The sequence below is a fragment of the Actinosynnema sp. NPDC050801 genome, from assembly GCF_040673975.1.
Taxonomy (GTDB): Bacteria; Actinomycetota; Actinomycetes; order Mycobacteriales; family Pseudonocardiaceae; genus Actinosynnema.
Genome location: NZ_JBFAQZ010000004.1, coordinates 388551 through 412443, shown reverse-complemented (window position 1 = coordinate 412443; position 23893 = coordinate 388551). Strand labels below are relative to the sequence as shown.

The window sequence follows — 23893 nt, the reverse complement described above, 5'->3', positions numbered from 1 at the left end:
GCGAGTCTAGTGCTGGCAGACTGGTGCTCGTGACCGCAGGCGAGGAGACCTTGACCGCCGGGCAGACGCTGGCCTCGACCTTCACCGGCCACCGCTCCCACCTGGTCGGCGTGGCCTACCGGCTCACCGGCAGCGTCGCCGACGCCGAGGACGCGGTGCAGGAGGCGTGGCTGCGGCTGACCGGCCTCAGCCAGGAGGCCCGGGCCGACATCCGGGACCTGCGCGGCTGGCTGACGACCGTGGTGGGCCGGATCTGCCTGGACCGGCTGCGGTCCGCGGCGGTGCGGCGGGAGCGGTACGTCGGGCAGTGGCTGCCCGAGCCGCTGGTCACCTCTGGTCAGGACGACCCGTTGGACGCGGTGGTGCGCGACGACGGTGTGCGGCTGGCCGCCCTGGTCGTGCTCGACCGCCTCACGCCCGAGCAGCGGGTGGCGTTCGTGCTGCACGACGCGTTCAGCGTGCCGTTCGCCGAGATCGCCGACGCGCTGGGCTGCACGGTCGCGACGGCCCGTCAGCACGCCTCGCGCGGTCGCAAGGCGGCCGCCGACGCCGACCCGCCGCCGAGGGTGGCGCTGGAGGAGCAGCGCGAGGTGCTCGAACGGTTCCTCCGGGCCCTGGCCACCGGCGACGTCAACGCGGTGATCGGCCTGCTGCACCCGGACGTGGTGCTCGTCGGCGACGGCGGCGGCAAGGCCAGGACCGCGGCCCGCGTGGTCAGCGGTGCGGACAAGGTGGCGCGTTTCATCCTCGGTCTGATGCGTCGGTACGGCGCGGTCGAGGGGCGGCCCGCGCTGGTCAACGGCGACGTCGGGCTGGTGTTCGGCGCCCAGGGCGAGCTCACGCCGAGGGTCGAGGCGGTCGTGGTGCGGGACGGCAAGGTGGCCGGCGTGTACGACATGTCGAACCCGGACAAGCTCAGCCACGTGCCGTTCCCCGAGAGCCCCTGAGACCGGTTACGGCAGCGGCACCCGGCAGGCGTCACCCGAGGTGAAGCCCTGGTCGGTGATGCCGAACGCCGAGTTGAACCGGCCGCGCTGGTTCTCCACCGCGATCAGGTAGGTCAGCTCGACCAGGCCCTGGTGCCCCAGCCGCCGGTCGAGCTCGGCGACCTGCTCGTCGGTGACCGCGGTGGGCGTCTCGGTCATCGCGTCGGCGTAGGCGAGGGCCAGCTTCTCCAGCTCGGTGTAGGAGTCCGAGGTCCGGTAGTCGTGGATCTCCTTGAGCCGGTCGACGTCCAGGCCGTCGTGCTTGATCAGCATGGTGCCGAAGTCGACGCACCACGAGCAGCCGAGCTTGACCGCGGTCAGGTACTGCACCAGTTCCCGCAACGACGCGGGCAGCGTCTTGGCCGCCTTCTCCAAGGCCATCTCGTGCCGCGCGCTCGCGACGAACAGCTTGCGGTGGTGGGCGGCCACCGTGAACGGCTCCGGCACCGCACCGAACCGCCGCTTGGCGAACCGGTAGGCGAGCCGCACCAGCGGGTTGGCCTGCTTGGTGGTGACGACCGGGATCCTGGGCATGTCCCCTCCTCGTTTCGGGTCTTCACCCGGTGGACGAGGAGGGAGCCCGGGACGTGACAGCTCCGGGAGGATCAACTCACGGCTTGGCGACCTGGGCGAGGAAGAAGATCGCGCCCGTGTCGGCGTGCCGGACCAGCAGCAGGTAGGGCCGGTCGACGCGGACGGTGCGGGCGGGTTCGGCCGGGATGAACGAGGTCATCCGCATCACCACGGCGGTCGCCGCGGCGCCCTCGAAACCCCGCTCGTCCAGCCGCAGCACGGCCTCGTGCACCACGTCGTCCACGTAGAGCCGGGGGTCGGGGCTCAGCCCGGTGAGGTCGGCGGCCGCGCGGTCGAACATCGTGCGCACGCCGACCTGCTGCAACGCCTCGGCGAGCGAGACGTTCACGGACAGGTCCAGCTTGGGCAGGAACAGCTCGACCCGGTCGTGGTCCAACGCCGCCAGCACCTCGGGCACGCCCTCCGTGCCGCCGAGCTCGCCGTCGGGCAGCAGCACGACCGCCTCCACCTGGCCGCGCGCGGGCAGCGCCACGGCCTCCCACCCGTCACGCCGGGCGTACCGCATGGAGCCTTCACGGCGCATGGTCGCGACGTCCCCGGCGCCGCGGAACGGCAGGTCGGCGGTGTCGTGCTCGGGGAACTCCTCGCGCCACGCGCACTTCAGGTACAGCGCGTTGACCAGGGTCGCGACCGTGTCCGACGTGATCGAGCCCGCGTCGAGCAGCTCGGGGATCAGCTGGTGCGTGGTCTCGGCCACGTCGTCGTTGATCAGCTTGCGCGAGCCCTCGGGGTCCTCGGCGAACGGCGCCGAGCGGGCCTTGGCGCCGGGCCACCCGGCGAGGTCGGTGAGGAACCCCTCGTGCAGCGGCAGCCCCTGCCACGCCCACAGGGTGTTGGCCACGGCGAACTCGGCGTCGTCCCCGACCACCGCGCCCTTGAGTACCTTCGCGTGGTCCGCGCCGAGCAGCGCGACCAGCTCCGCCTCCGTCTCGCCCCGCGCCGCCTGCGCGGTCATGCCGAGCGCGCTCGCCACCGAGTACGGCGACCAGCAGGCGTTGCGCGTGCGGTCGGGCGCGACGGCGTCGTGGAGCGTGAGGGCGAACGTCAGGTGCGCTCGATCAGGCACGAGGTCTCCTTAACCACTATCGGGTCGTCCGGGATCGGACGTTCGCCCGCGCCGCTCGTGGGTCCGAGCGGCCGGGGGTGGCGCGGTTCGCGCACCCCGGCGGAACCGTCGTCGGGGTCGTCGTCCCACCCACCGGGGCGCCCGTCGTACGGCAGTTCACCACCGACGTGCACCGGGTCGCGGGTCGGTCGGCGCCACGGCCACGGACGGCCTGGCGGTCTGGTCGGCTCATCGGCCATGACGTCGAGTGTGCCACCGGTCACAGGGGTTCGGGGCTGCCGTTCGCCAGCGCCCGCCGCCACGCCACGGCCTGGGCGTCGGTGAGCGAGGCGACCTGGTCGACCACGACGCGCAGCCGTTCGGCGTCCGTGCCCGCGGCGGCCCACGCGGGGTGGAACGCGGGGTCGAGGGTGTCCGGGGCGCGCATCAGCAGGAGGTGGACCAGTTCGGCGACCAGTTCGCGCTGCCGCGCCTGCATGGCCAGTCGGGACGGGTCGCTCATCACGTACCGCACCGCGACCGCCTTGAGCAGCGCCACCTCGGCCGCGACCCGGGGCGGCACGACCAGGTCGGCCCGGTAGCGGCTCAGCGGACCGTCACCGTGCACCTCGCGGGTCGCGCCGACGGCGGCCGAGGCGAACCGGCCGACGAGCTCGCTGGTGAGCCGCTTCAACGCCACCTGGGCGCGCAGCGAGCCGTCGTACTCGGCCAGTTCGGCGATGACGGGCAGGCCGAGCAACTCGGTCGCGGTGGCTTCCAGCACGGACACCGGCTCGTCGGAGAAGTGCTTGGCGGCCAGGCCCGCGATGGCCGCGCGCTCCGCCGGGTCGCCGAGGGCGGACAGGCTGATCCGGTGCGCGAGCACGCCGTCCTCCACGTCGTGCACGGAGTAGGCGACGTCGTCGGCCCAGTCCATGACCTGCGCCTCCAGGCAGCGCCGCCGGTCCGGCGCGCCTTCGCGCACCCAGGTGAACACGGCGAGGTCGTCGTCGTAGGCGCCGAACTTCACCATCCCGGGACGGCGGGTCCACGGGTACTTGGTGGCCGCGTCGAGGCACGCGCGGGTCAGGTTGAGGCCCTTGGCGGTCTTGGGTTCCAGCCGGGTCAGGATGCGCAGGGTCTGGGCGTTGCCCTCGAAGCCGCCGCACGGCCCGGCCAGCTCGTCCAGCGCGCGTTCCCCGTTGTGCCCGAACGGCGGGTGCCCGATGTCGTGGGCGAGGCCCGCGGTGTCGACCACGTCCGGGTCGCACCCCAGCTCCTCGCCGATGCCGCGGCCGATCTGGGCGACCTCCAGCGAGTGGGTGAGCCGGGTGCGCGGCACACCGGTCACCTCCGCGCCCTCGCCGGGACCGACGACCTGGGTCTTGCCCGCGAGCCTGCGCAGCGCCGCGGAGTGCAGCACCCGGGCCCGGTCCCGGGAGAACGGCGAGCGGCGCTCGGTGCGCGCTCCGGGCAGCACCGCCACCTTGGGCCGCTCCGGGAGCAGCCGCGCGGAGTCGTGCCCGGTGTAGCCCTGGATCATGTGCCCGGCCTCATCCGCCCAGGGTAAGGGCACTACAGCAGGATGCCGTCGAACGCGCCCGCCGGAGCCCTCGTCAGGTGGTAGTAGAGCAGCGCGCCGGTCTCACGGCGGATGAAGAACAGCTGGGTCTCGCGGGTCTGCACGTTCGGCCCGCTGCGGGTCGGGGACGTCCAGGCGGACAGGCCCTCGTCCTCGGCCATGGTGCGCGCCCGCAGCGAGTGCCACGGGTCGCTGACGATCACGGCGGTGGTCAGGGACTTCGCCTTGGCCGCGGCGGCGAGCGCCCGGATGCTGCCCAGCGTGTCGGTGCCCTCGCCGACTTCGAGGATCCGGTCGGCGGGGACGTCGTGCTCCTCCAACCAGATCCGGCCGGCCTGCCCCTCGGTGAAGTTGTCGCCGGGCTGCCTGCCGCCGGTGGTGGCGATGTAGCCGACCACGCCCTGCTCGTACAGCCGTCGGGCGTGCTCCAGCCGTGCCTCCAGCACGTCCGACGGCACGCCGTTGAACTGGGCCGCGCCCAGGACCACGGCCATGTCGGCGTGCGTGCGGTCGTCCTCGCGGGCCACCTGCCACACGCGGAACGCCGTGCCGCCGACCACGAGGATCCCGATCACGAGGCCGCCGAGGACGGCGCGGGTCACCAGCCTGCGGAGTCTCGGCAGGAACGTCACACCCCGGATAATCCCATACCCGCTCCGGAGCGACCGCTGCCAGGATCGCTCCCATGGCAGCAGACCAGCCGACGATCGTGGCCACCTCGGGTGGGCTCCGCGTCGGGCGACGCACGCACCTGGAGTTCCACCGACTCGTCCACCACGCCGTCGACCTGTCCGGCGTGCACGGCCGCAAGCCCCGGCTGTGCCACATCGGCACGGCCGCGGGGGATCAGCGGTGGTTCAACGCCGACCTCTCCGAGGCGGGGCAACTGGCGGGCTGGGAGGTCTCGCACCTGAACCTGTTCACCATGCCGCCGACGACCGACGTGCCGGGTTTCCTCGGTTCGCACGACGTGGTGTGGGTCGGCGGTGGTTCGGTGGCGAACCTGCTGGCCGTGTGGGCGGTGCACGACCTGGGGTCGGCGCTGCGCACGGCGTGGCAGGACGGCGTCGTGCTCGGTGGCGTGTCCGCCGGGTCCATCTGCTGGTTCCTCGGCGGGTCGACCGACTCGTTCGGCCCGGAGCTGCGGGTGATCACCAACGGCCTGGGCTTCCTGCCGTACGGCAACGGCGTGCACTACGACAGCGAGGCGGCGCGCCGGCCGACGATCCACGCGGCGGTGGCGTCCGGTGCGCTGCCGGTGACGCACTGCACCGACGACGGCGCGGGGCTCGTCTACCGCGGCACGGAACTGGTGGAGGCGGTGTCCGAGCGGTCGACGGGCGGCGCGTACGTCGTGACCCGCGACGAGTCTTCAGCAACCGCACAGGAGGAATCGCTCGACATCAGGCGGTTGTGAAACGGACCGTTGAGGTGTGGGAAGACGCTGGTCGGTGGTCGCGGTCGCGCTGATCGCCGGCATGGCCGCGGTGGTGCACCCGGGGCAACCGGAGTGCACCGCACAGGCGTCACCGCCCGTGGCCACCCCGGTGGAAACCCCGCGTCCGGCCGCGCCACGCACCGCCGAGGCACCTGCCCCGGACCTCTCGGCGGCGGTGGCGCGGGCGGTCGAGGCCGCCGCCGGCACCGACCTCGGGCTGGCCGTGCTCGACCTCGACACCGGCGCGGCGGCCGGCCACGCCGCCGACACCCCGTTCCGCTCGGCGTCGTTGAGCAAGCTGTTGGTGGCCGTGGACGTGCTGACGTCCGGTGAGGTGCCGTCGGCCGACCTCGATCGCCTGGAACGCGCCCTCGGCCTGAGCGACGACGACGCCATGAACGCGTTGTGGACGTTGCACGACGGCATGGGCGCGATCGACCGCGTCGCCGCGCAGGCGGGCCTGACCGCCACCAGTGCCCCGGCGGACGCCTCGCAGTGGGGCGACGTCGAGATGTCGGCGAACGACGTCGTCCGGCTCTACCGGTACATCACGACCGACCTGCCGGCCGCCGACCGGGACTTCATCGTCACCGCCCTGTCCGCCGCCTCCCCCACCGCCGCCGACGGCTTCGACCAGGCGTACGGCCTGCTCGCGCCCGGCGTCGACGCGGATGCCCGCACCTACGCCAAGCAGGGCTGGATGTGGTACCTGCCGGCGGACTTCTACCTGCACAGCGCGGGCGTCGTCGCCGACCGCCACGCCGTCGCCGTCCTGTCCGTCCAGACGGGTGTCGCCGAGCAGTCCGCGAAGGACCGCCTGACCGCCGTCACCTCGGCCCTGCTGGCCGGGCTCACGGCAGCCGGCTGAAGCAGCAACCTCGACTTGAGGCTTTGGCGAGCGGGCAACGCGCCTGTCAGGCAGCTTGTCCGGCGCTCTCGAGCAAAGTCTCACAAAGGACTTCAAAGATATCGTTGAAGGTGTGACTGCCGATGAAATGAAGGAGCTCATCAGCTCGACGTTCACCGGGATCCGCGTCGTGGAGGCGGCCGGTGACGCGTTCTTCCTCTACGACCCCGACGGTGATCTTCCGCCGGAGCGCCAGCTGCCGTTCGTGACGATCGTGACCGACGACAACTACGAGCGGGTGTCCGAGCTGGGTGAGCCGGGGGCTTATCGGCTCAACATCGGGCTGACCAAAGCGACTTACACGGCGATGTTCGGGGCCGTGCCGACCGAGCGCGACGCCGACGGCGTGCTGCAGAGCGGATTCGACTACGCGGAACGGGATCGCGTGATGCCGCACCCGGTCTACGCCTCGCAGCACTGGGTCTGCGTGGTGTCGCCGGGCGAGGCGACGCTCGACGCGATCCGGCCCCTGCTGGTGGAGGCGCACGGATTCGCGGCGCGGAAGCACGCCAACCACGCCCGGCGGACCGCGTTGTAGGCCCCGGCGCGGGATCGCCGCGCCGGGGACCGACTCAGTCGGAGACCGCCACCGGGTGGATGAGCTCCACGCTGCCGCGTCGCGCGGCCCAGTGGTCGATCGCCTGGCCGCACGCCTGGTCGAGGTGGCGGACGCCGGTCAGGTCGACGCGGACGTGCCTGCTGTCCGGCACGGCCTCCAGGGTTTCCAGCAAGCCCGGCAACCTCAGGAACGTCGCGTTGCCGCGCACCGCCACGTGGTGGTGGTCGTCGCCGTTCGCGGTCACCGTGACGGTCAGGCGGGACATGTCCCAGGCCGTCTTGACCACCGCCGCCAGCAGGCCGACGAGCGTGCCGGTGAGCAGGTCCGTCAGGACGATCAAGCCCGCGGTGAGCACCAGGACGGCGGCTTCCGCCCGGTCCGCGCGGGCCAGGGTCAGGACCTGCTTGAGGGACAGGAGCTTCCAGCCCGCCTGCACCAGCAACGCCGCCAGCACGGCAAGCGGGACGTACGACAGCACGCCCGGCAGCAGCACGGCGAACACGAGCAGCCAGACGCCGTGCAGCACGCGGGACAGCCGGGTGCGGGCCCCGGCGTCCACGTTGGTCGCGCTGCGCACGATCACGGCGGTCATCGGCAGCGCGCCGAGCACACCGCACAGCGCGTTGCCGACGCCCTGCGCGACCAGTTCCCGGTCGTACCTCGTGCGCGGCCCGCTGTGCATGCGGTCCACGGCCGCCGCGCTGAACAGGCTCTCCGCCGACGCCACGAGGGCGAACGTCAGCATCGCGCCCAATACGCCCGCGTCCAGCGGGGAGAAGTCGACCAGGGCCACGACGTCGGTCAGCGAGCCGACCGAGATGCGCGGCAACGGGAGCAGCACGCCCACCGCCGAGGCGACCAGGACGGCCACCAGCATCCCCGGCACGGCGCGCCACGGCGTGCGCTTCCACAACCACGCCACGACCAGCGTCAACACGCCGACGGCCAGGCCGCTCAACCCGACCGCCGTCGTCAGCGCGGTCCGGGCGAGGTCGGCCAGGCCGGCGAACTTCTCACCGGTCGAGGCGGGCTGGCCCTGCCCGGCGAACGGGTAGAGCTGGCCCAGCACGAGCACCAGGCCGATGCCGGCGAGCATGCCTTGGACCACGGCGGGCGAGATGGCGCGGAACCAGCGGCCCAGCCGCAGCAGGCCCATCGCCACCTGGAGCAGGCCTGCGCCGAGCACGATGAGGCCCAGCGCGCGCACGCCGTGCGCCGCGACGGTGTCCGCGACCAGCACGGTCAGGCCCGCCGCCGGGCCGCTGACCTGCATGGTGCTGCCGGGCAGCAGGCCGACCACGAGGCCGCCCACCACGCCGGTGATGATGCCCAGTTCCGCCGGGACGCCGGAGGCGACGGCGATGCCCACGCACAGCGGGAGCGCCACCAGGAACACCACCAACGACGCGCCGACGTCGGGCCAGAGGGTCCGCGGCGCCGGTCGTTCGGTCCGGGTGCTCACGCGTCAACCCCCAGGGTGTTCACTGTGCGTGAGTGCGTTCGGGTGAAAGGTTCGGCCCGACCGGCGCACCCTCGTCCCATTTTCCGGGATACGCGAGGCGGATATGCGCGGGCAGGCTGGAGCTGTTGACGGAAAGCCATTCGATTTACCCCACTCGTCTGTGGTCGGACGATGCGATCTACCGGCGGTGGGGTGCCGATCAGTTCCGGAACACCTGCAGAGCCGATGGTCTCGTCCAAGAGCGGAGGTGTTCTTCGCGGCCTCGCCCGACGGGCGGGGCCGGGCTCGCGGTGGTGCGGCGGGTCGTGCCGGGAACGTCGCGACAAGGGCGTGCGGCGGGTCTGCCCGGCCACGACCTGGTGGACCAAGATCGCGGCTCGGGCCCGTTGCGGCACTCGCGGGCGGGTTCTTCCTCCGATCCGACCACGGCGTGCCCGACCGGGGCCGCGCGCACGACGCCGATGTGCCCGAACGGCGACGGCGCGAGCACGGCGACGAGCACCAAGGCGATTGCGACGACAACGACACGCGCCATGACACCCCCCGATGAACTGCGCCTGCGATCAAGTGTCACAAAGCGGGGTGACGTGGCGGTGAATCCGGAACCGTCTCCGTGCAGTCCGCCCGAATATTCACTCGAAGGTTTGTGACGCAGATCATCAACCGGGGCTGTAATCACCGTGAGTGACCGCAATATCCTGCGGGAGGTGAAGACCACCACGGCCGCGGACATCGCCGCACAACTGGAAGCCGACCTGGAGCAGTACCCGGACGAGCGGGCGCAGATCCTGGTGGAGGCAGCCGAGACGTGGCGCCGAGCAGGCGATGACGAACGTGCCGTCGCGCTCCTGGAGCAGGTCGTCGCCGAGGGTGGTGAGGACGCCGACGAGGCCCGCGTAGCGCTGGCCGACGTGCTGTTCGACCTCGGCCGGGTCGAGCAGGCCCGGACGCAGCTCGACACCCTTCGGCGCGAGCGGCCGCCATCACCGGCGCCGTACCACTTGGCCGCCGAGCTGCTGGAGGGACGCGGGGCGCTCGACGAGGCGCTGACCTGGTTCACCATGGCCGTGTCCCGGTTGACCCAGGAGGAGATGGCGCAGCGGGAGGGCGAGTTCGGGTTCGCCTCCTACGCCAACAACGTGCTGGCCGGCCGGCGACGCGTGCGCCAAGCCCTGGCGATGCCCCCGGACGAGCTGGACGAGTCGGTCAAGTCCTTGGCAGACCGGGCGGAGGACTTCGCCACCGCCCTGACGCCACGGGCGACGCCGCAGGAGGTGCGGGTGTTGTTCTGGCCTCGCGGCGAGATCGCCCGCGCGCACGACACCTGGCCGCAGGTGGTGCAGCACGCCGACGTGGACGTGGTCGTCGCCAACCGCGAGGACGCCAACCGCGAGCTGGCCGAGTCCGGTGCAGCCCGGATCACCATGGTGCCGCTGACCGTCGCCCGGCTCGCGGACTTCGCGGCCAGGACCGGCGGTGATCCCGCCGACGAGGGCACACGCATGGCCTGCCTGAACGAGATCGTCGAGGAGGGTGGCACGGTCGACTGGCCGCCCGCCCGCAACGCGCCCTGCTGGTGCGGCTCGGCCGTCAAGTACAAGAAGTGCTGCGGCCGCCCGGGCCGGTGAACGGGCTGCGGCGCTAGTTGAGGGCTGCCAGGGTGAACGACGCCGCGGCGGCCAGGGACAGCAGCGCCCGCAGGTGGTTCGCGGGCACCCACTCGCGGAGGTAGCGGGCCCAGTACTCGGCCGTGCCGAGCCGTTCGAGCTCGTTGTTGCGGGGGATGTGGAAGGCGGCCGTGAGCACGATGCCGCCCAGCACGTAGAGCGCCGCGCCCGCCCACGCCCACGGGTCGCCCTCGAACGCCGCGACCACGCCGACGACCGCCGTGCCGAGGAAGAGCCCGATGAACGCGGGGTTCACCACGGCGAGGTTGATCACCCGCATGGCGGCCACGCCCACCGCGGGCTCGGCCCGCCGCAGACCGGGCATGACCATCGCGGAGAACGCGAAGAAGACTCCAGCCATCATCCCGCAGCCGAGGGCCGCGACGATCGTCACCGTGGGGAACATGAGCCCAGTCAAGTCGACCGTTCCTGGACTTTCCATTGCTCAACGGCTCGAACGCATACGCGAGCGTCTCTAGGCTGGTACCCGTGGACGCTCTTGCCGGGTTGTTGGACGGGCCGCGTGCCCGTGGCGCGTTCCTCATGCGCACCGTCCTGGACCCGCCGTGGTCGCTGCGCATCGAGGACCGCGCGCCGTTGACCGCGGTAGCGCTGGTGCGCGGCGACGGGTGGCTCCTGCCGCACGACGACGACCCCGTGCCGCTGCACGCCGGTGACGTGGCGGTGCTGCGCGGGCCCGACCCGTACACGCTGGCCGACGACCCGGCGACGCCCGTGCAGGCGGTGATCCACCCGGGCGAGATCAGCACCACGCCGGACGGGTCGGAGCTGTGCGAGCAGTGGGGACTGGGCGTGCGCACGTGGGGCGCGAACGCCGACGGGTCCGTGGTGATGCTCAGCGGCACCTACCAGTTGGACGGCGAGGTGAGCCGACGGCTGCTGTCCGTGCTCCCGCCGTTCCTCGTGGTGCCACGCGCCGAACTGCCGCTGGTGCCGCTGCTGGCGGACGAGATCGCCCGTGACGAACCGGGCCAGGAGGCCGTGCTGGACCGCCTGCTCGACCTGCTGCTGATCTCCGTGCTGCGGTCGTGGTTCTGCCGGCCGGAGGCGAAGACGCCGACCTGGTACTCGGCGCACGCCGACCCCGTGGTGGGGCGCGCGCTGCGCCTGCTGCACGGCGACCCGGCCCGTCCGTGGACGGTGGGTGGGCTGGCCGAGGCGGTCGGCGTGTCGAGGGCGGCGCTGGCCAGGCGGTTCACCGAACTGGTCGGCGAACCGCCGATGGCCTACCTGACGACCTGGCGCCTCACCCTGGCCGCGGACCTGCTGCGCGAACCGACCACCACCGTGGCCGCCGTGGCCCACCAGGTCGGCTACAGCACCGCGTTCGCGCTCAGCACGGCGTTCAAACGGGAACGCGGCATGAGCCCGTCCGAACACCGCGCGGGCGCGGCCTCCTGAGCAACGCACCGCGCAGCGCGCGCGATGCAGGAGCATGGACGACTCCGCACAGGTTCTCGCCCTCCACTTCCACCAGGACATGGCTCGCGGCGTGGTCGAGCTGGCTCGGCTCGGCTACGACGCGACGGTGTTCCGAGGCATGCTCGTCGAGCACGGCGCGGTGGAGGCCGCGCGCCGCCTCGTGCTCGACCCGCAGCCGTCCTACGGCCTGTGGCGGCTCAAGGAGCTGCGGCGACTCGACACGAGCGTCGAGATGTGGGTCCTGCTGCCCTGGTACGAGCCGTTGTTCGGGCCCGAGGTCCGGGAGCAGGCGGAGCGCAAGCTGCGCCTGCTCGACGTCGACGTGGACGCCGAACTGGCCAGGCTCGTGCACCGCCTGCCGCGACCCGGGTGACCGCTCGGAGTCAGGCGCCGATCAGGCGGGCGGCGAGGTAGCCCTCCAGCTGGTCCATCGACACCCGCTCCTGCGACATGGTGTCGCGCTCCCGCACCGTCACGGCGTGGTCGGTGAGGGTGTCGAAGTCGACCGTCACGCAGAACGGCGTGCCGATCTCGTCCTGCCTGCGGTAGCGGCGGCCGATGGCGCCGGCGTCGTCGAACTCGATGTTCCAGTGCCTGCGCAGGGCGTTGGCCAGGTCCTTGGCCTTCGGCGACAGGTCGGCGTTGCGCGACAGCGGCAGCACGGCCGCCTTCACCGGCGCGAGCCTGCGGTCCAGCCGCAGCACGACCCGCTTGTCCACGCCGCCCTTGGCGTTGGGCGCCTCGTCCTCGGTGTAGGCCTCCAGCAGGAACGCCATCATCGGCCGGCCGACGCCCGCGGCGGGCTCGATCACGAACGGCCGGTAGCGCGAGTTGGTGGCCTGGTCGAAGTACGACAGGTCGACGCCGGAGTGGTTCGAGTGGGTGTTCAGGTCGAAGTCGGTGCGGTTGGCGATGCCTTCCAGCTCACCCCACTCCTGACCACCGAACCGGAACCGGTACTCGATGTCGACGGTGCGCTTCGAGTAGTGCGACAGCTTTTCCTTGGGGTGCTCGTAGTGCCGCAGGTTCTCCTTGGAGATGCCCAGTTCGGTGTACCAACGGCTGCGCTCGTCGATCCAGTACTGGTGCCATTCCTCGTCCGTGCCCGGCTCGACGAAGAACTCCATCTCCATCTGCTCGAACTCGCGGGTCCGGAAGATGAAGTTGCCCGGCGTGATCTCGTTGCGGAAGCTCTTGCCGATCTGGCCGATGCCGAACGGCGGCTTGCGACGCGACGTGGTCTGCACGTTCAGGAAGTTCGTGAAGATGCCCTGCGCGGTCTCCGGGCGCAGGTAGTGCAGGCCCTCGTCGGTCTCGACCGGGCCGAGGTGGGTCTTGAGCAGGCCGTTGAACATCTTCGGCTCGGTGTACTGGCCGCGGGTGCCGCAGTTGGGGCACGGGATGTCGGTGACGTCACCCTCGGCGACCTGCTTGCCGGTGCGCTCGGCGTACTCCTCGACCATCGTGTCCTGCCGGAACCGCTTGTGGCACGAGTTGCACTCGATCAGCGGGTCGACGAACGCCTCGACGTGCCCGGACGCCATCCACACCTCGCGCGGCAGGATCACCGACGAGTCCAGGCCGACGACGTCCTCGCGGCCCCGCACCATGAAGTTCCACCACTGGCGCTTGATGTTGTCCTTGAGCTCGACGCCGAGCGGACCGTAGTCCCAGGCCGACCTGGTGCCGCCGTAGATCTCGCCGCACGGGTAGACGAACCCGCGGCGCTTGCACAGGCTGACGACGGTCTCGATGCGATCGGCTGCCACGGACACTCCATCGGGAGATGCAGAAGAGGGACGGGAAACGGGCTTACCAGGGTAGTCCTAGCCGTCGTATCGCCATCGGGCGACCGGGTCACGCCCGCGCCGCCACCGGATCAGCGCGGAGTGGTGGGACCGGCGGCCTCTCCGAGGCGGACGGTGCCGGCGTCGTGGGCCAGCAGGCTCACCTCACGGCGCACCTCGCCGTCCGCGGCGATCAGCAGCGGCTCGTAGGCGGCCGGTTCGTCGGTGGTCGCCTCGGACAGCAGGGGGATGACGTGTTCGCGCACCTCGAACGGGGACATCGCCCGCCGGTAGGCCACGACCGAGTCGAACTCGGCGGTCAGCACGAACCGGTCCGCCTCGTCGGTCGACCGCGACAGCTGGGCCCGCCGGCAGCCCGGCTGGGCGGTGAGCAGCGACAACGCCCGGTCGACGCGCTCGGTGAAGGCCTCGACCCCGGTTTCCGCCACGGTGAAACGGCACACGAGCAGCACGGTGCAAGGATGCCACGGTGGCTGGTGAGATGAAGCGGACCCTGATCCCCGGTGCCGGACCGCTCTCGCGGGTTCCCGCGCCGGTGGCGTTCCTGGTGGTCCTGGCGCTGTTCGTGCTGGGCGTGTGGCTCCGGGGCACGATGGGGGCGCTGCTGCTGGGCGTCCTGGCGCTCGGTGTGGCGACGCTGCTGGCCGTCACCTGGTCCCTGCTCACGCCGAGCGCACGCGTGTTGAGACTGCTCGTGCTGGCCGTGCTGGTGCTCATCACGGTGTCGGTGCTCTAGCGCCGTAGTATCGGTGGTGAAAATCCATACCACGTGGGAGGCGCCGTGACGGTCGGAGTGCGGGGCGAACACGTCCACTCCCCGGAACGCCGCGTACCACCACCGGCGCCGCGGAAGTCCACCCGGACGCTGTCGGCCGCCGGCGAGTTGCTGCGCGCGCTCGCCGCACCGGTGCGGATCGCGATCGTGCTGCAACTGCGCGAGGCGGACCGGTGCGTGCACGAGCTGGTCGAGGCGCTGGGCGTGGCCCAGCCGTTGATCAGCCAGCACCTGCGGGTGCTCAAGGCCGCCGGTGTGGTGCACGGCGAGCGGCACGGCCGCGAGGTCGTCTACCGGCTCGTGGACGAGCACCTCGCCCACATCGTGGTGGACGCGGTGACGCACGTGGAGGAGGGCCCGCGTGGTATCAACCAGACCGACCGGACCCCCCGGACGGAGGAGATGTGACCACTAGCGAGCGTCCGACCACCGCGGTCCCCGGGCTGCGTTCGACCAAGCAGCGCACCGCCGTGTCCAAGCTGCTCGACTCGCTCGGCGAGTTCCGCTCGGCCCAGGAACTGCACGAGGAGCTGCGCAAGCGCGGCGAGGGCATCGGCCTGACCACGGTCTACCGCACGCTGCAGTCGCTGGCCGACGCGGGCGAGGTGGACGTGCTGCGCACCGACTCCGGCGAGGCCATCTACCGCCGCTGCTCCCAGCACCACCACCACCACCTGGTGTGCCGCGGCTGCGGGCGCACGGTGGAGGTCGAGGGCCCGGCGGTGGAGAAGTGGGCCGACCGGGTCGCCGCCGAGAACGGGTTCGTCGAGGTCAGCCACACCGTGGAGATCTTCGGCACGTGCAGCGAGTGCTGCGCGGACGGTCAGCCTCCGGCGGCTCAGCCCTCGTAGGTGTCCTCGGGCGTGGCGATCGGCCGCACCTCCGAGACGGTGAACGTCGGCACGAACGCGCTCTCCTTGGTCGCCGAGCCGGGCACCACCCGGCCGGTGGCCTCGATCCACTGGTCGGTGGGCAGCGCGGCGAAGTCCTGACCCACCACCTTCGCCTTGACCGGCGAGGCGTCCGCGGCGCAGCACGAGATGGTCAGCCGGGCGATGAACACGTCGCCGTCCTTGCGCACCACGAACCCGGTGAGCTTGACCGTGCGGTCGTCGAGCGAACCGGAGTCGTCCCACGCGGTGCGGGTGACGAACTCGCTGATGGTGAGCGGGATGACGTCGTCGGACGGCAGCGGCGCGAACCCGCTCGACGCCTTGGCCTCCTGGGCGGCGTTGCGGTCGGACCGGTTGACCGTGTCGGCGCCCAGCGCCGGCGGGCTGATCAGGAACACCGCGAGCACCGGCAGCAGCAGCATCCACGGGCTGCGCGACGTGCCGTGCTCGTGCCCGGCGTGCTCGACGCCACTGGGCTCGGCCGCGCCGTGCTCGCCGGCCCGCCCCTGGCCGGCGAGGATGTCACGCGCGATCGACACCAGGGCGAGCACCACCATGACGCCGCCGGTGACCACCAGCCACGGCTGCAACGACTCCTTGACGTACCGCAGGTAGGTGCCGGTCAGCGACAGCTTCAGCAGCGCGCCGCCGAGCAGCACCAGCAGGATGTTCTGGGTCTCACGCCTCATGGTCTGCACGCCTCACAGGAACACCGCTCCCGCCGCCAGGGCCGACGCGATCGCCACCACGAACGTGGCCGGGGCGAAGCGGGCCGCGAAGGACTTGCCGAACGCGCCCGCCTGCAGCGCGATGAGCTTGACGTCGACCGCCGGGCCGACCACCAGGAACACCAGCCGGGGCAGCAGCGGCAGCGCCGACATGGAGGCCGCGACGAACGCGTCGGCCTCGCTGCACAGCGCCAGCACCACGGCCAGCAGCGCCAGCACCACCACGGCCAGCACGAGCTGACCGCCCAGCGTCTCCAGCCACGCCTGCGGAACCAGGACGTTGAACGCCGCCGCGAACACGCCGCCGAGCACCAGGAACCCACCCGCGTCGACCAGGTCGTGCCGCGCGGTCTCGGCGAACACCACCCAGCGGGACGTGCCGTCGTGGTCGGGCAGGCGGCGCAGCGCGCGTTCGGCGATCCAGTCGGCCTTGCCGAACCGGGTCCACAGCCAGCCCATGACCACGGCGGTGAGCAGCGCGCCGACGAACCGCGCGGGCACCATCATCGGCGCGTTGGGGAACGCCACGGCCGTGGACACCAGCACGATCGGGTTCACCGCGGGCGCGGCGAGCAGGAACGTCAGCGCCACCGCGGGCGCCACGCCCTGCTGCATCAGGCGGCGGGCGACGGGCACGGACGCGCACTCGCAGCCGGGCAGCGCCACCCCGGCGACACCGGCGACGGGCACGGCCAGCGCGGTCTTGTTCGGCAACGCCCGGCGCAGCGCGCTCGCCGGGATGAACGCCGCGATCGCGCCGCTGATCAGCACGCCCAGCACCAGGAACGGCAGCGCCTGCACGCACACGGCGACGAACACCGTGGACGCCGTGCGCAGCACCGGCACGTCGAGCACGCCGACCAGCCAGTCCTGGAGCAGCAGCGCCAGCACGAGCAGCGCGCAGAGCACTTCCAGCGAAGTGACCTTCCAGCGCGGTGGCGGACGGCGCTGGCGCGAACCGCGGATCTCGCCGGTGATTGTCACTTTCGAGATGATGCCAGAACTCACGCCGACGGCTCACCGACCTACGTCGGGATTTCGACCGCCGGCCACCGGACCGCCACCGCCGGTAGGTTCGTGCCGTGGACTGGCACGAGTGGCACGGCGACTACGACCGGCCCGACTCCGGGCTGGCGCGGCGGCTGCGAGCCGTCCAGGCGCAGGTCCGGGCCGCGCTGGACGACAGCCCGCCCGGCCCGCTGCGGGTGCTCAGCCTGTGCGCGGGCCAGGGGCGTGACCTGCTGGAGGTGCTCGCCGACCATCCCCGGCGGGGTGATGTCCGAGCACTCCTGGTGGAGCTGGACCCGCGCAACGCGGCGGTCGCCGAGGCGGCGGCCCGGGCGGCGGGCCTGACCGGGGTGGAGGTGCTGACGGCCGACGCCTCGCTCACCGACCACTACCGGGACCTCGCGCCGGCGGACCTCGTGCTGGTCTGCGGCGTGTTCGGCAACATCACCGACGAGGACGTCGAGCGGACCGTCGAGCACTGCGCGCAGCTGTGCGCGACCGGCGGCACCGTCGTCTGGACCCGCCACCGCGGCGCACCGGACCTCGTGCCGACGATCTGCGACTGGTTCGAGGACCGCGGCTTCGAGCGCCGCTGGCTGTCCGACCCGGCCGAGGACTACGGCGCCGGCGCACACCGCTTCCGGGGCGAACCACGGCCGTTGACCACGGGCGCGCGCATGTTCACCTTCGTCGGCTACGAGGTGCTGGAGCAAGCGGACGGGTAGGAGCCCCGGTCACGAGGTCGGGGCGCTGACCTCGAGCTCGCCGCTCAACGTGTCCTTCACGACCACCCGGACCTGCCGGCTCTTGTCGTCGTCGCGGAACGTGCAGGTGAACGTCACGCCTTCCTTGATCGCCACGGAAGCCGGGCAGGGCGGCGGGCTGGAGGTCCAGTCGAGGCCCGTGCCGGGGTACTGCTCCTTCACCCTGGCGGCCACGCTCGTGGACAGCTCCAGCGCGTCGAAGGTGCGCAGTTGCTCGACCCGGACGGCGCCGCCGGAGAGCAGGTGGACCGTCACGACCACGGCGCAGACCGCGAGCACCGCGGTGGACACCGCCGTCGTCAGGCGCAAGAAGCTCGACATGCGTCCTCTGTAGTCGATCGGACGCGAATGCACCGGTGTCGTGATCGAGCTGTGCCGAACGCCGCTCGCCGTGACCGGTCACCGACGGGGACCGGCCACGGCGAGCGAGCGGGGGATCACGGACCGGCGACTACTGCGACACCTCTTCCTCGTCACGCAGCTCGGCGATCGTGGCCAGCACGTCCACCGCCTCCGTCACGGGCAGCAGCGGCTCGACCACGGCGGTCACGCCGCGGCTCGCGCCCAGCACCTCCTCGGCCAGCTTGACCGCGAAGTCCCGCTCGTAGGGCCCGCACACGAACGAGGCCCACTCCTCCCCCGCCGACGCCTCGAACGTGATGGCCCACGGCAGGCCCTCCACGTCCGACTCGTCGTCGGGCTCGTACACGATCACACCAGCCATCAGGCACCGTCCCCGGTTCCGGCCAGCAGCTCGTTGCGCAGCTGCGAGGCAGTGGACACGACCAACATCAGCAGCGTGCTCAACGGCTCCGGCTTGAGCCCTTCGGCCGGGAACGCGTAGCGCAACGTCACATCCATCCCACGCTCGGTGCGCACGACGCCGAGGGTGCCGAACAGGCCCTGACCCGCGCGTTCGGCGGCGGACACGGCGAGCTTCCCGTCGTCGGGCAGGTCCCAGGCCACCACGCACGTCAGGCTGAGCACGGTCAGGCCTTCGGCCAGCCGCATGGCCTGCACGGCGCACGGCACCTCGGCGTGCTGGAAGCTCAGCGCGCCGTCGTCGTCGACGTGCACCTCGTGGAACATCTCCAACGCCTCGCGGGCCGCGGTGAGCAGTTCCGCGGTCACCTTGGCGTCCAGGTCGGTCACTTAAGAATCCTCCACGTCGGGCTTGTCCACGGCGCCACCGAAGCGCCGGTCGCGCATGGCGAACGCCTCGCAGGCACGCCACAGGTCCAGCCGGTCGAAGTCCGGCCACAGGATGTCCTGGAACACCAGCTCCGCGTACGCCGACTGCCACAGCAGGAAGTTCGAGGTGCGCTGCTCGCCGGACGGCCGGATGAACAGGTCCACGTCCGGCATGTCGGGCTGGTACATGTGCTTGGCGAGGGTGCGCTCGTCGACCTTCTCCGGGTTGAGCTCGCCCGCCGCGGCCAGCCGGGCGATCTCCCGCGCCGCGTCGCCGATCTCGGCCCGCCCGCCGTAGTTGATGCACATCGCCAGGTTCAGCACGTCGTTGTCCTTCGTGCGCTCCTCGGCGACTTCGAGCTCCTTGATGACGCTGCGCCACAGTCTGGGCCGGCGGCCCGCCCACCGCACCCGCACACCGAGTTCGTCCAGCTCGTCGGTGCGGTGGCGGATCACGTCACGGCTGAAGCCCATGAGGAAGCGGACCTCCTCCGGGCTGCGCCGCCAGTTCTCGGTGGAGAACGCGTACAGCGACAGCCACTTCACGCCCATCTCGATGGCGCCCTTGGCGGCCTCGACCACGACGGCCTCGCCGCGCTTGTGCCCCTCGATGCGGGACAGGCCGCGCTGGTTGGCCCAGCGGCCGTTGCCGTCCATCACGATCGCGATGTGCTGGGGCACGAGGTCGGCGGGCAGCACCGGGGGCGTGGCGCCGGTGGGGTGCGGTTCCGGGGGTCGGGGAACGCGCTGGACGCGCTCGACCCGCCGTCGGCGGAGCATGGCTGTCCTCTCAGGGGGTGGACTGCGGAAGGCGTTTCGGGAGGGCTTTCGTGCGGCAGGCGACTCTAACCGTCGGTCGGCTGCGCCTTTCGCTCGACCAACGGCAGCGAGCGCAGCTGCCGTTCGAGGTGCCACTGCAAGTGCGCGGCGACCAGGCCGCTCGCGTCGCGGCGCGCGACCACGGGTATGCCGTCCACCACGTCCCACCGGCCGTGCAGGAGCGCGGTGAGCAGGCGCAGGGTGTCGGCCGACGGCGAGGCGCTGCCCGGTGGGCGGCACCGCGGGCACACCATGCCGCCCGCGTGCACGTTGAACGCCTTGTGCGGGCCGGGGTCGCCGCAACGCGCGCACTCGTCCACCGCCGGTGCCCAGCCCGCGAACGCCATGGCCCGCATCAGGTAGGCGTCGAGGATGAGCGAGGCGTCCCGCTCCTTGGCCGCCAGCGCCCGCAGCGCGCCCGTGACCAGCAGGTACAGCCGCAGGACGGGTTCGCCCTCCTCGGGGGTGAGCCGGTCGGCGGTCTCCAGCACCGCGCAGCCCGCGGTGTAGCGCTGGTAGTCGTCCACCAGGACCACGCCGAACGCGTCCAGCGTCTCCACCTGGGTGATCACGTCCAGCGACCGGCCGGGGTAGAACTGCACGTCGACGTGCCCGAACGGCTCCACCCGCGCGCCGAACCGGGACGACGTGCGGCGCACGCCCTTGGCCACCGCGCGCACCTTGCCGTGCTTCTGGGTGAGCAGCGTGATGATCCGGTCGGCCTCGCCGAGCTTCTGGACCCGCAGGACCACCCCGGTGTCCCGGTAGAGGTTCGCCACCTCCGCAACCCCAGCCTTCCTAGAAGCCCAGTCTGCGCAACTGCTTCGGGTCGCGCTGCCAGTCCTTGGCGATCTTGATGTGCAGGTCGAGGTAGACGCGCGTGCCGAGCAGCTTCTCGATGTGCCTGCGCGAGGTGATGCCGACCTGCTTGAGGCGTTCGCCGCGGTGGCCCAGGATGATCGCCTTCTGGCTCGGGCGCTCCACGAACACGTTGGCGTGGATGTCCACCAGGTCGTCGCGGCCCTCGCGGGGCAGCATCTCCTCGACCACGACGGCGATCGAGTGCGGCAGCTCGTCGCGCACGCCCTCCAGCGCGGCCTCCCGGATCAGCTCGGCGACCAGCGTCAGCTCCGGCTCGTCGGTCAGCTCGCCGTCCGGGTACAGGGCCGGCCCCTCGGGGAGCTTGCCCAGCACCAGGTCGGCCAGGGCGTCGACCTGGTAGCCGTCCACGGCCGAGACCGGGATCAGGTCGGCGAAGTCCATCACCTTCTGCAGCGCGAGCAGCTGCTCGGCGACCTGCTGCTGGCCGACCAGGTCGGTCTTGGTGACGATGCCGATGACCGGGGTCCGCTTGGCGATCTTCTCCAGCTCGGCGGCGATGAACTTGTCGCCGGGGCCGACCTTCTGGTCGGCGGGCACGCAGAACCCGACCACGTCCACCTCGGTCCACGTCTCCCGGACCAGGTCGTTGAGGCGCTGACCGAGCAGGGTGCGCGGCCGGTGCAGGCCGGGGGTGTCCACGAGGACCAGCTGGCCGTCCTCGCGGTGCACGATGCCCCGGATGGTGTGGCGGGTGGTCTGCGGCTTGCTCGACGTGATCGCGACCTTGGTCCCGACCAGCGCGTTGGTCAACGTCGACTTGCCTGCGTTGGGGCGGCCGACGAAGCACGCGAACCCGGAGCGGTAACCATCCATCCACCCATTGTCCCCGGTCACCCCGGATCCACCGCGCGGGTGGGGGTGGTCCGCACACCCAGGCCGAAAAGATGTGACCTACGACACTAGTGCGAACGGGCGAACGGGCGGAGCCTGATGGGGCAATCGAGCACCTCGACGAGGAGGCTGAGATGCCAACGAACGACCTCGCACGCCTGGAAGAAGCGTGCGTCCAAGCCTGGGACCAGCACGACGCGGACGGCTTCGCGAACCTGCTGACCGAGGACTGCGTGGTGATCGACGACATGGAGCCGAAGCCACTGCACTCCCGTGACGCGGCACGCCGGTACGCCGAGTCCTGGTTCACCGCGTTCCCCGACATGCGGGTCCAGGAGAAGAACCGGGTGATCGGCGACGACGGCATGGCCGTCGAGCTGGAGCTGAAGGGCACCAACACCGGGCCGCTCACCATGGGCGGCACCCGGCTGGCGCCGACCGGCCGCAAGATCAGCGCGGGCGTGAACGTCTTCATGAAGGCCCGCGGCGGCAAGATCCAGGAGATCCACAGCCACTCCGACAACCTGACCATGATGAGCCAGCTCGGCCTCGCGGGTTCGTCCGCACCGGCCTGACCGTCCGCAGGAGGGAACATGACGACGAAGGAAGAGCTCGCACGCCTGGACGACGCGGGCATCGCGTCGTGGGACCGCCACGACCCGGACGCGTTCCTCAGCCTGTTCGCGGACGAGTTCGAGTGGGTGGACGACACCCGGCCGACGCCGATGCGCAGCCGTGAGGAGGCGCGCCGGTACACCGAGTCTTGGTTCACCGCGTTCCCGGACATGCACATGCGCGAGATCAACCGGGTCATCGGGGACGACTCGATCGCCTCGGAGGTCGAGTTCACCGGCACCAACCGGGGCCCGCTGGACTTCGGCGACCAGCGCATCCCGCCGACCGGCAAGAAGATCTCGACCCGCGCGACGGTGTTCATCCGCACGGAGCACGGCAAGATCAGGGAGTTCCACACCCACCCGGACTCCCTCGGGCTGATGACCCAGCTCACCGCCCCGGACGGCCCCGCGCACGAGGGGGGCGGCATGACCGCGGCCGACCTCACCCGCCTGGACGACCAGCAGAACGACGCGTTCAACCGGGGCGACGTCGACGCCTTCGTCGACGCGCTGGCGGACGACTTCGTGTGGATCGACGACACCGCGCCGGAACCGATCCGCGACCGGGACTCGGCGCGCGCGTACCTCCGGGGTTGGCGGACCGCGTTCCCGGACATGCGGCTGCGCGTGACCAACCGGATCGTCGGCGACGACGCGGTGGCCGGCGAGCTGGAGTTCCACGGCACCAACACCGGCGAGCTGGACCTCGGCGGTGGCCGGCGCGTCGCGCCGACCGGGCGGGAGTGCACCTTCCGGGGCTCGTTCTTCTTCAGGGCCCGCAACGGCAAGATCACCGAGTTCAACACCTACACCGACAACCTGAGCATGCTGACGCAGCTCGGCCTGGCCGGCCCGCCGGCCTGACCCGCGCGGTCGCGCACGCGGCGGTTCGTTCCCCGACGATCACGTTCCTCGCCCGCCGGGGAACGAACCGCCGCCTGCGTGACCACGAAGTCGCCGTCGTGCAGCGCGGAACCTCCTACCGCAGGACCGACTCTCACCCCTCGTGATCAGCCGGTAACCGCGTGGAGGCACCCGTGAAGCGACTGCTCCGCTCCCTGCTCCTACCCGTGTTGGTGGCGACCACCCTGGTCGGTGGCGCGGGCATCGCGTCGGCGGCACCCGCCACGGTCGGCAACACCGACGGCGACGGGTTGAACGTCCGGTCCGCGCCGACCTCGGCCGGTTCGTCGCTCGGCCTCGTGTGGGACGGGCAGCGGGTCGACATCTCGTGCCAGGTGCGCGGCCAGTCGGTGACCAACACGCGCGGGTTCACCAGCGACCTGTGGGACTACGTGCCCGCGCTGCGCGGCTACCTCGCCGACGCCTACATGGCCACCGGCTACGACTACCGGATCCCGGGCGTGCCGGACTGCGGCACCCAGTCGGGGCGGCTGGTGCCGGTGTCGCAGTTCCACGGCCAGCCCAACCAGGGCGAGGACTGCGGGCCGGCCAGCGTGGTGTCCGCGCTGCTCGCGGCGGGCGTGACGCCGCGGTCGTGGAACGCGAGCCGCCCGGTGGACGCGATCAACCGCGCGCGGTCCGACATGGGCTACGACCCGACGTGGAACGACCCGAACAAGTTCGGCACGAACGAGTCCGACGTCAAGCTGGCCCTGGCGCGCAACGGCGTGAGCGCGACCGTGGTGTTCCACGACCTCAACCGGGTGCTCACCCACGTCCGCAACGGCCGTCCGGCGATCATGGCGGGCAACATGGTCAGCCTGCCGTGGTCCGGCCGCAACGTGCCGCACTTCCTCACCGTCGCCGGGTACGACGGGGACTACCTGGTGCTCGACCCCGCCTCGCAGGCGATCGTCCACCGGGCGTCCGCGTCGACCCTCTCGGCGTACTTCAACCACGACCTCGGCCGCGCGGGCGTGCTGCTCTGAGA

Annotated in this window: 31 protein-coding genes; 14 read left to right on the top strand and 17 right to left on the bottom strand. The window is 71.7% G+C overall.

Annotation, left to right across the window (positions count from 1 at the left end):
- The first annotated feature begins 29 nt into the window (after positions 1-29).
- Positions 30-947: a sigma-70 family RNA polymerase sigma factor gene (locus tag AB0K14_RS12395; protein WP_360453181.1), complete on the top strand. Its 918-nt coding sequence runs from the start codon at positions 30-32 to the stop codon at positions 945-947.
- A gap of 6 nt (positions 948-953) precedes the next feature.
- Here AB0K14_RS12395 and AB0K14_RS12390 read toward each other — a convergent pair whose 3' ends face one another.
- The 5 genes from AB0K14_RS12390 to AB0K14_RS12370 all read right to left on the bottom strand — a co-directional run bounded on the left by AB0K14_RS12390 (position 954) and on the right by AB0K14_RS12370 (position 4839).
- Positions 954-1520, bottom strand: coding sequence for a carboxymuconolactone decarboxylase family protein (locus tag AB0K14_RS12390; RefSeq protein ID WP_360453178.1), 567 nt, complete (start codon positions 1518-1520; stop codon positions 954-956).
- A gap of 76 nt (positions 1521-1596) precedes the next feature.
- The gene (locus AB0K14_RS12385) at positions 1597-2646 is read right to left on the bottom strand and encodes a serpin family protein (protein ID WP_360453175.1); all 1050 of its coding nucleotides are present in this window, start codon (positions 2644-2646) and stop codon (positions 1597-1599) included.
- On the bottom strand, positions 2625-2885 hold the full coding sequence (locus tag AB0K14_RS12380) for a hypothetical protein (protein WP_360453171.1): 261 nt from the start codon (positions 2883-2885) through the stop codon (positions 2625-2627). The genes AB0K14_RS12385 and AB0K14_RS12380 overlap by 22 nt, the downstream gene beginning before the upstream one ends.
- 20 nt (positions 2886-2905) lie before the next feature.
- Positions 2906-4168 carry a deoxyguanosinetriphosphate triphosphohydrolase gene (locus AB0K14_RS12375; protein WP_360453288.1) on the bottom strand — a complete coding sequence of 421 codons (1263 nt, stop codon included), beginning with the start codon at positions 4166-4168 and terminating at the stop codon, positions 2906-2908.
- Positions 4169-4200: 32 nt separating this feature from the next.
- Positions 4201-4839: a YdcF family protein gene (locus AB0K14_RS12370; protein ID WP_360453170.1), complete on the bottom strand. Its 639-nt coding sequence runs from the start codon at positions 4837-4839 to the stop codon at positions 4201-4203.
- Positions 4840-4892: 53 nt separating this feature from the next.
- Between AB0K14_RS12370 and AB0K14_RS12365 the strand changes: the two genes are divergently transcribed.
- The 3 genes from AB0K14_RS12365 (at position 4893) to AB0K14_RS12355 (ending at position 7090) form a co-directional block, all read left to right on the top strand.
- A complete protein-coding gene (locus AB0K14_RS12365; RefSeq protein ID WP_360453167.1) occupies positions 4893-5624 on the top strand; it encodes a peptidase E in 732 nt (243 codons plus the stop codon).
- Positions 5625-5640: 16 nt separating this feature from the next.
- Positions 5641-6513 (top strand): hypothetical protein, encoded by an 873-nt coding sequence (locus tag AB0K14_RS12360; protein ID WP_360453164.1) that lies wholly within the window; start codon positions 5641-5643, stop codon positions 6511-6513.
- A 112-nt stretch (positions 6514-6625) separates the two neighbouring features.
- Positions 6626-7090: a DUF6194 family protein gene (locus AB0K14_RS12355; RefSeq protein ID WP_360453162.1), complete on the top strand. Its 465-nt coding sequence runs from the start codon at positions 6626-6628 to the stop codon at positions 7088-7090.
- A gap of 34 nt (positions 7091-7124) precedes the next feature.
- Here AB0K14_RS12355 and AB0K14_RS12350 read toward each other — a convergent pair whose 3' ends face one another.
- Positions 7125-8573, bottom strand: coding sequence for a SulP family inorganic anion transporter (locus AB0K14_RS12350; RefSeq protein ID WP_360453159.1), 1449 nt, complete (start codon positions 8571-8573; stop codon positions 7125-7127).
- A gap of 707 nt (positions 8574-9280) precedes the next feature.
- Between AB0K14_RS12350 and AB0K14_RS12345 the strand changes: the two genes are divergently transcribed.
- Positions 9281-10201: a tetratricopeptide repeat protein gene (locus AB0K14_RS12345; protein WP_360453156.1), complete on the top strand. Its 921-nt coding sequence runs from the start codon at positions 9281-9283 to the stop codon at positions 10199-10201.
- Between the two features lie 13 nt (positions 10202-10214).
- On the opposite strand, the gene AB0K14_RS12340 is transcribed toward AB0K14_RS12345, so the two are convergent.
- Positions 10215-10634, bottom strand: coding sequence for an anthrone oxygenase family protein (locus tag AB0K14_RS12340; protein WP_360453152.1), 420 nt, complete (start codon positions 10632-10634; stop codon positions 10215-10217).
- A 95-nt stretch (positions 10635-10729) separates the two neighbouring features.
- On the opposite strand from AB0K14_RS12340, the gene AB0K14_RS12335 reads away from it, so the two are divergent.
- Both AB0K14_RS12335 and AB0K14_RS12330 read left to right on the top strand, forming a co-directional pair.
- Positions 10730-11662: an AraC family transcriptional regulator gene (locus AB0K14_RS12335; protein WP_360453149.1), complete on the top strand. Its 933-nt coding sequence runs from the start codon at positions 10730-10732 to the stop codon at positions 11660-11662.
- A 34-nt stretch (positions 11663-11696) separates the two neighbouring features.
- Positions 11697-12056, top strand: coding sequence for a hypothetical protein (locus tag AB0K14_RS12330; RefSeq protein ID WP_360453146.1), 360 nt, complete (start codon positions 11697-11699; stop codon positions 12054-12056).
- Between the two features lie 10 nt (positions 12057-12066).
- Here the strand turns inward: AB0K14_RS12330 and AB0K14_RS12325 are convergent, their stop codons facing one another.
- Positions 12067-13452: a glycine--tRNA ligase gene (locus AB0K14_RS12325; protein ID WP_360453143.1), complete on the bottom strand. Its 1386-nt coding sequence runs from the start codon at positions 13450-13452 to the stop codon at positions 12067-12069.
- 110 nt (positions 13453-13562) lie between these two features.
- Complete coding sequence (locus AB0K14_RS12320; RefSeq protein ID WP_360453140.1) at positions 13563-13943, bottom strand: antibiotic biosynthesis monooxygenase family protein; 381 nt, start codon at positions 13941-13943, stop codon at positions 13563-13565.
- Between the two features lie 17 nt (positions 13944-13960).
- Between AB0K14_RS12320 and AB0K14_RS12315 the strand changes: the two genes are divergently transcribed.
- Genes AB0K14_RS12315 through AB0K14_RS12305 form a run of 3 tightly spaced genes read left to right on the top strand, consistent with a single transcriptional unit; the run spans position 13961 to position 15117 of the window.
- The gene (locus tag AB0K14_RS12315; RefSeq protein ID WP_360453137.1) at positions 13961-14227 is read left to right on the top strand and encodes a hypothetical protein; all 267 of its coding nucleotides are present in this window, start codon (positions 13961-13963) and stop codon (positions 14225-14227) included.
- Between the two features lie 45 nt (positions 14228-14272).
- A complete protein-coding gene (locus AB0K14_RS12310) occupies positions 14273-14674 on the top strand; it encodes a metalloregulator ArsR/SmtB family transcription factor (protein WP_360453134.1) in 402 nt (133 codons plus the stop codon).
- Positions 14671-15117, top strand: a complete 447-nt coding sequence (locus AB0K14_RS12305) for a Fur family transcriptional regulator (RefSeq protein ID WP_360453131.1) — start codon at positions 14671-14673, stop codon at positions 15115-15117. The genes AB0K14_RS12310 and AB0K14_RS12305 overlap by 4 nt, the downstream gene beginning before the upstream one ends.
- Here the strand turns inward: AB0K14_RS12305 and AB0K14_RS12300 are convergent.
- Entirely contained in the window at positions 15105-15848 is a 744-nt protein-coding gene (locus AB0K14_RS12300; RefSeq protein ID WP_360453128.1) for a TIGR03943 family protein, read from the bottom strand. The two genes, AB0K14_RS12305 and AB0K14_RS12300, sit on opposite strands and share 13 nt — an antisense overlap.
- A gap of 12 nt (positions 15849-15860) precedes the next feature.
- Positions 15861-16871, bottom strand: a complete 1011-nt coding sequence (locus AB0K14_RS12295; RefSeq protein WP_360453125.1) for a permease — start codon at positions 16869-16871, stop codon at positions 15861-15863.
- A gap of 98 nt (positions 16872-16969) precedes the next feature.
- On the opposite strand from AB0K14_RS12295, the gene AB0K14_RS12290 reads away from it, so the two are divergent.
- Positions 16970-17620, top strand: coding sequence for a class I SAM-dependent methyltransferase (locus tag AB0K14_RS12290; protein ID WP_360453122.1), 651 nt, complete (start codon positions 16970-16972; stop codon positions 17618-17620).
- Between the two features lie 9 nt (positions 17621-17629).
- Here AB0K14_RS12290 and AB0K14_RS12285 read toward each other — a convergent pair whose 3' ends face one another.
- From AB0K14_RS12285 to era, 6 genes are all read right to left on the bottom strand, one after another.
- Positions 17630-17980: a DUF4333 domain-containing protein gene (locus tag AB0K14_RS12285; RefSeq protein WP_360453119.1), complete on the bottom strand. Its 351-nt coding sequence runs from the start codon at positions 17978-17980 to the stop codon at positions 17630-17632.
- 130 nt (positions 17981-18110) lie between these two features.
- Entirely contained in the window at positions 18111-18383 is a 273-nt protein-coding gene (locus AB0K14_RS12280; RefSeq protein ID WP_360453117.1) for a hypothetical protein, read from the bottom strand.
- The gene (locus AB0K14_RS12275) at positions 18383-18811 is read right to left on the bottom strand and encodes a YbjN domain-containing protein (protein ID WP_360453115.1); all 429 of its coding nucleotides are present in this window, start codon (positions 18809-18811) and stop codon (positions 18383-18385) included. The genes AB0K14_RS12280 and AB0K14_RS12275 overlap by 1 nt, the downstream gene beginning before the upstream one ends.
- Positions 18812-19630: an isoprenyl transferase gene (locus AB0K14_RS12270; RefSeq protein ID WP_360453112.1), complete on the bottom strand. Its 819-nt coding sequence runs from the start codon at positions 19628-19630 to the stop codon at positions 18812-18814.
- A gap of 65 nt (positions 19631-19695) precedes the next feature.
- Positions 19696-20448 (bottom strand): DNA repair protein RecO, encoded by a 753-nt coding sequence (gene recO / locus AB0K14_RS12265; RefSeq protein ID WP_360453109.1) that lies wholly within the window; start codon positions 20446-20448, stop codon positions 19696-19698.
- Between the two features lie 19 nt (positions 20449-20467).
- Positions 20468-21364 (bottom strand): GTPase Era, encoded by an 897-nt coding sequence (era, locus tag AB0K14_RS12260; protein ID WP_360453107.1) that lies wholly within the window; start codon positions 21362-21364, stop codon positions 20468-20470.
- A gap of 152 nt (positions 21365-21516) precedes the next feature.
- On the opposite strand from era, the gene AB0K14_RS12255 reads away from it, so the two are divergent.
- The 3 genes from AB0K14_RS12255 to AB0K14_RS12245 all read left to right on the top strand — a co-directional run bounded on the left by AB0K14_RS12255 (position 21517) and on the right by AB0K14_RS12245 (position 23891).
- On the top strand, positions 21517-21957 hold the full coding sequence (locus AB0K14_RS12255; RefSeq protein WP_360453104.1) for an ester cyclase: 441 nt from the start codon (positions 21517-21519) through the stop codon (positions 21955-21957).
- An 18-nt stretch (positions 21958-21975) separates the two neighbouring features.
- Positions 21976-22863, top strand: coding sequence for an ester cyclase (locus AB0K14_RS12250; RefSeq protein ID WP_360453101.1), 888 nt, complete (start codon positions 21976-21978; stop codon positions 22861-22863).
- 173 nt (positions 22864-23036) lie between these two features.
- Positions 23037-23891 carry a C39 family peptidase gene (locus tag AB0K14_RS12245; protein WP_360453098.1) on the top strand — a complete coding sequence of 285 codons (855 nt, stop codon included), beginning with the start codon at positions 23037-23039 and terminating at the stop codon, positions 23889-23891.
- Positions 23892-23893 lie beyond the last annotated feature (2 nt).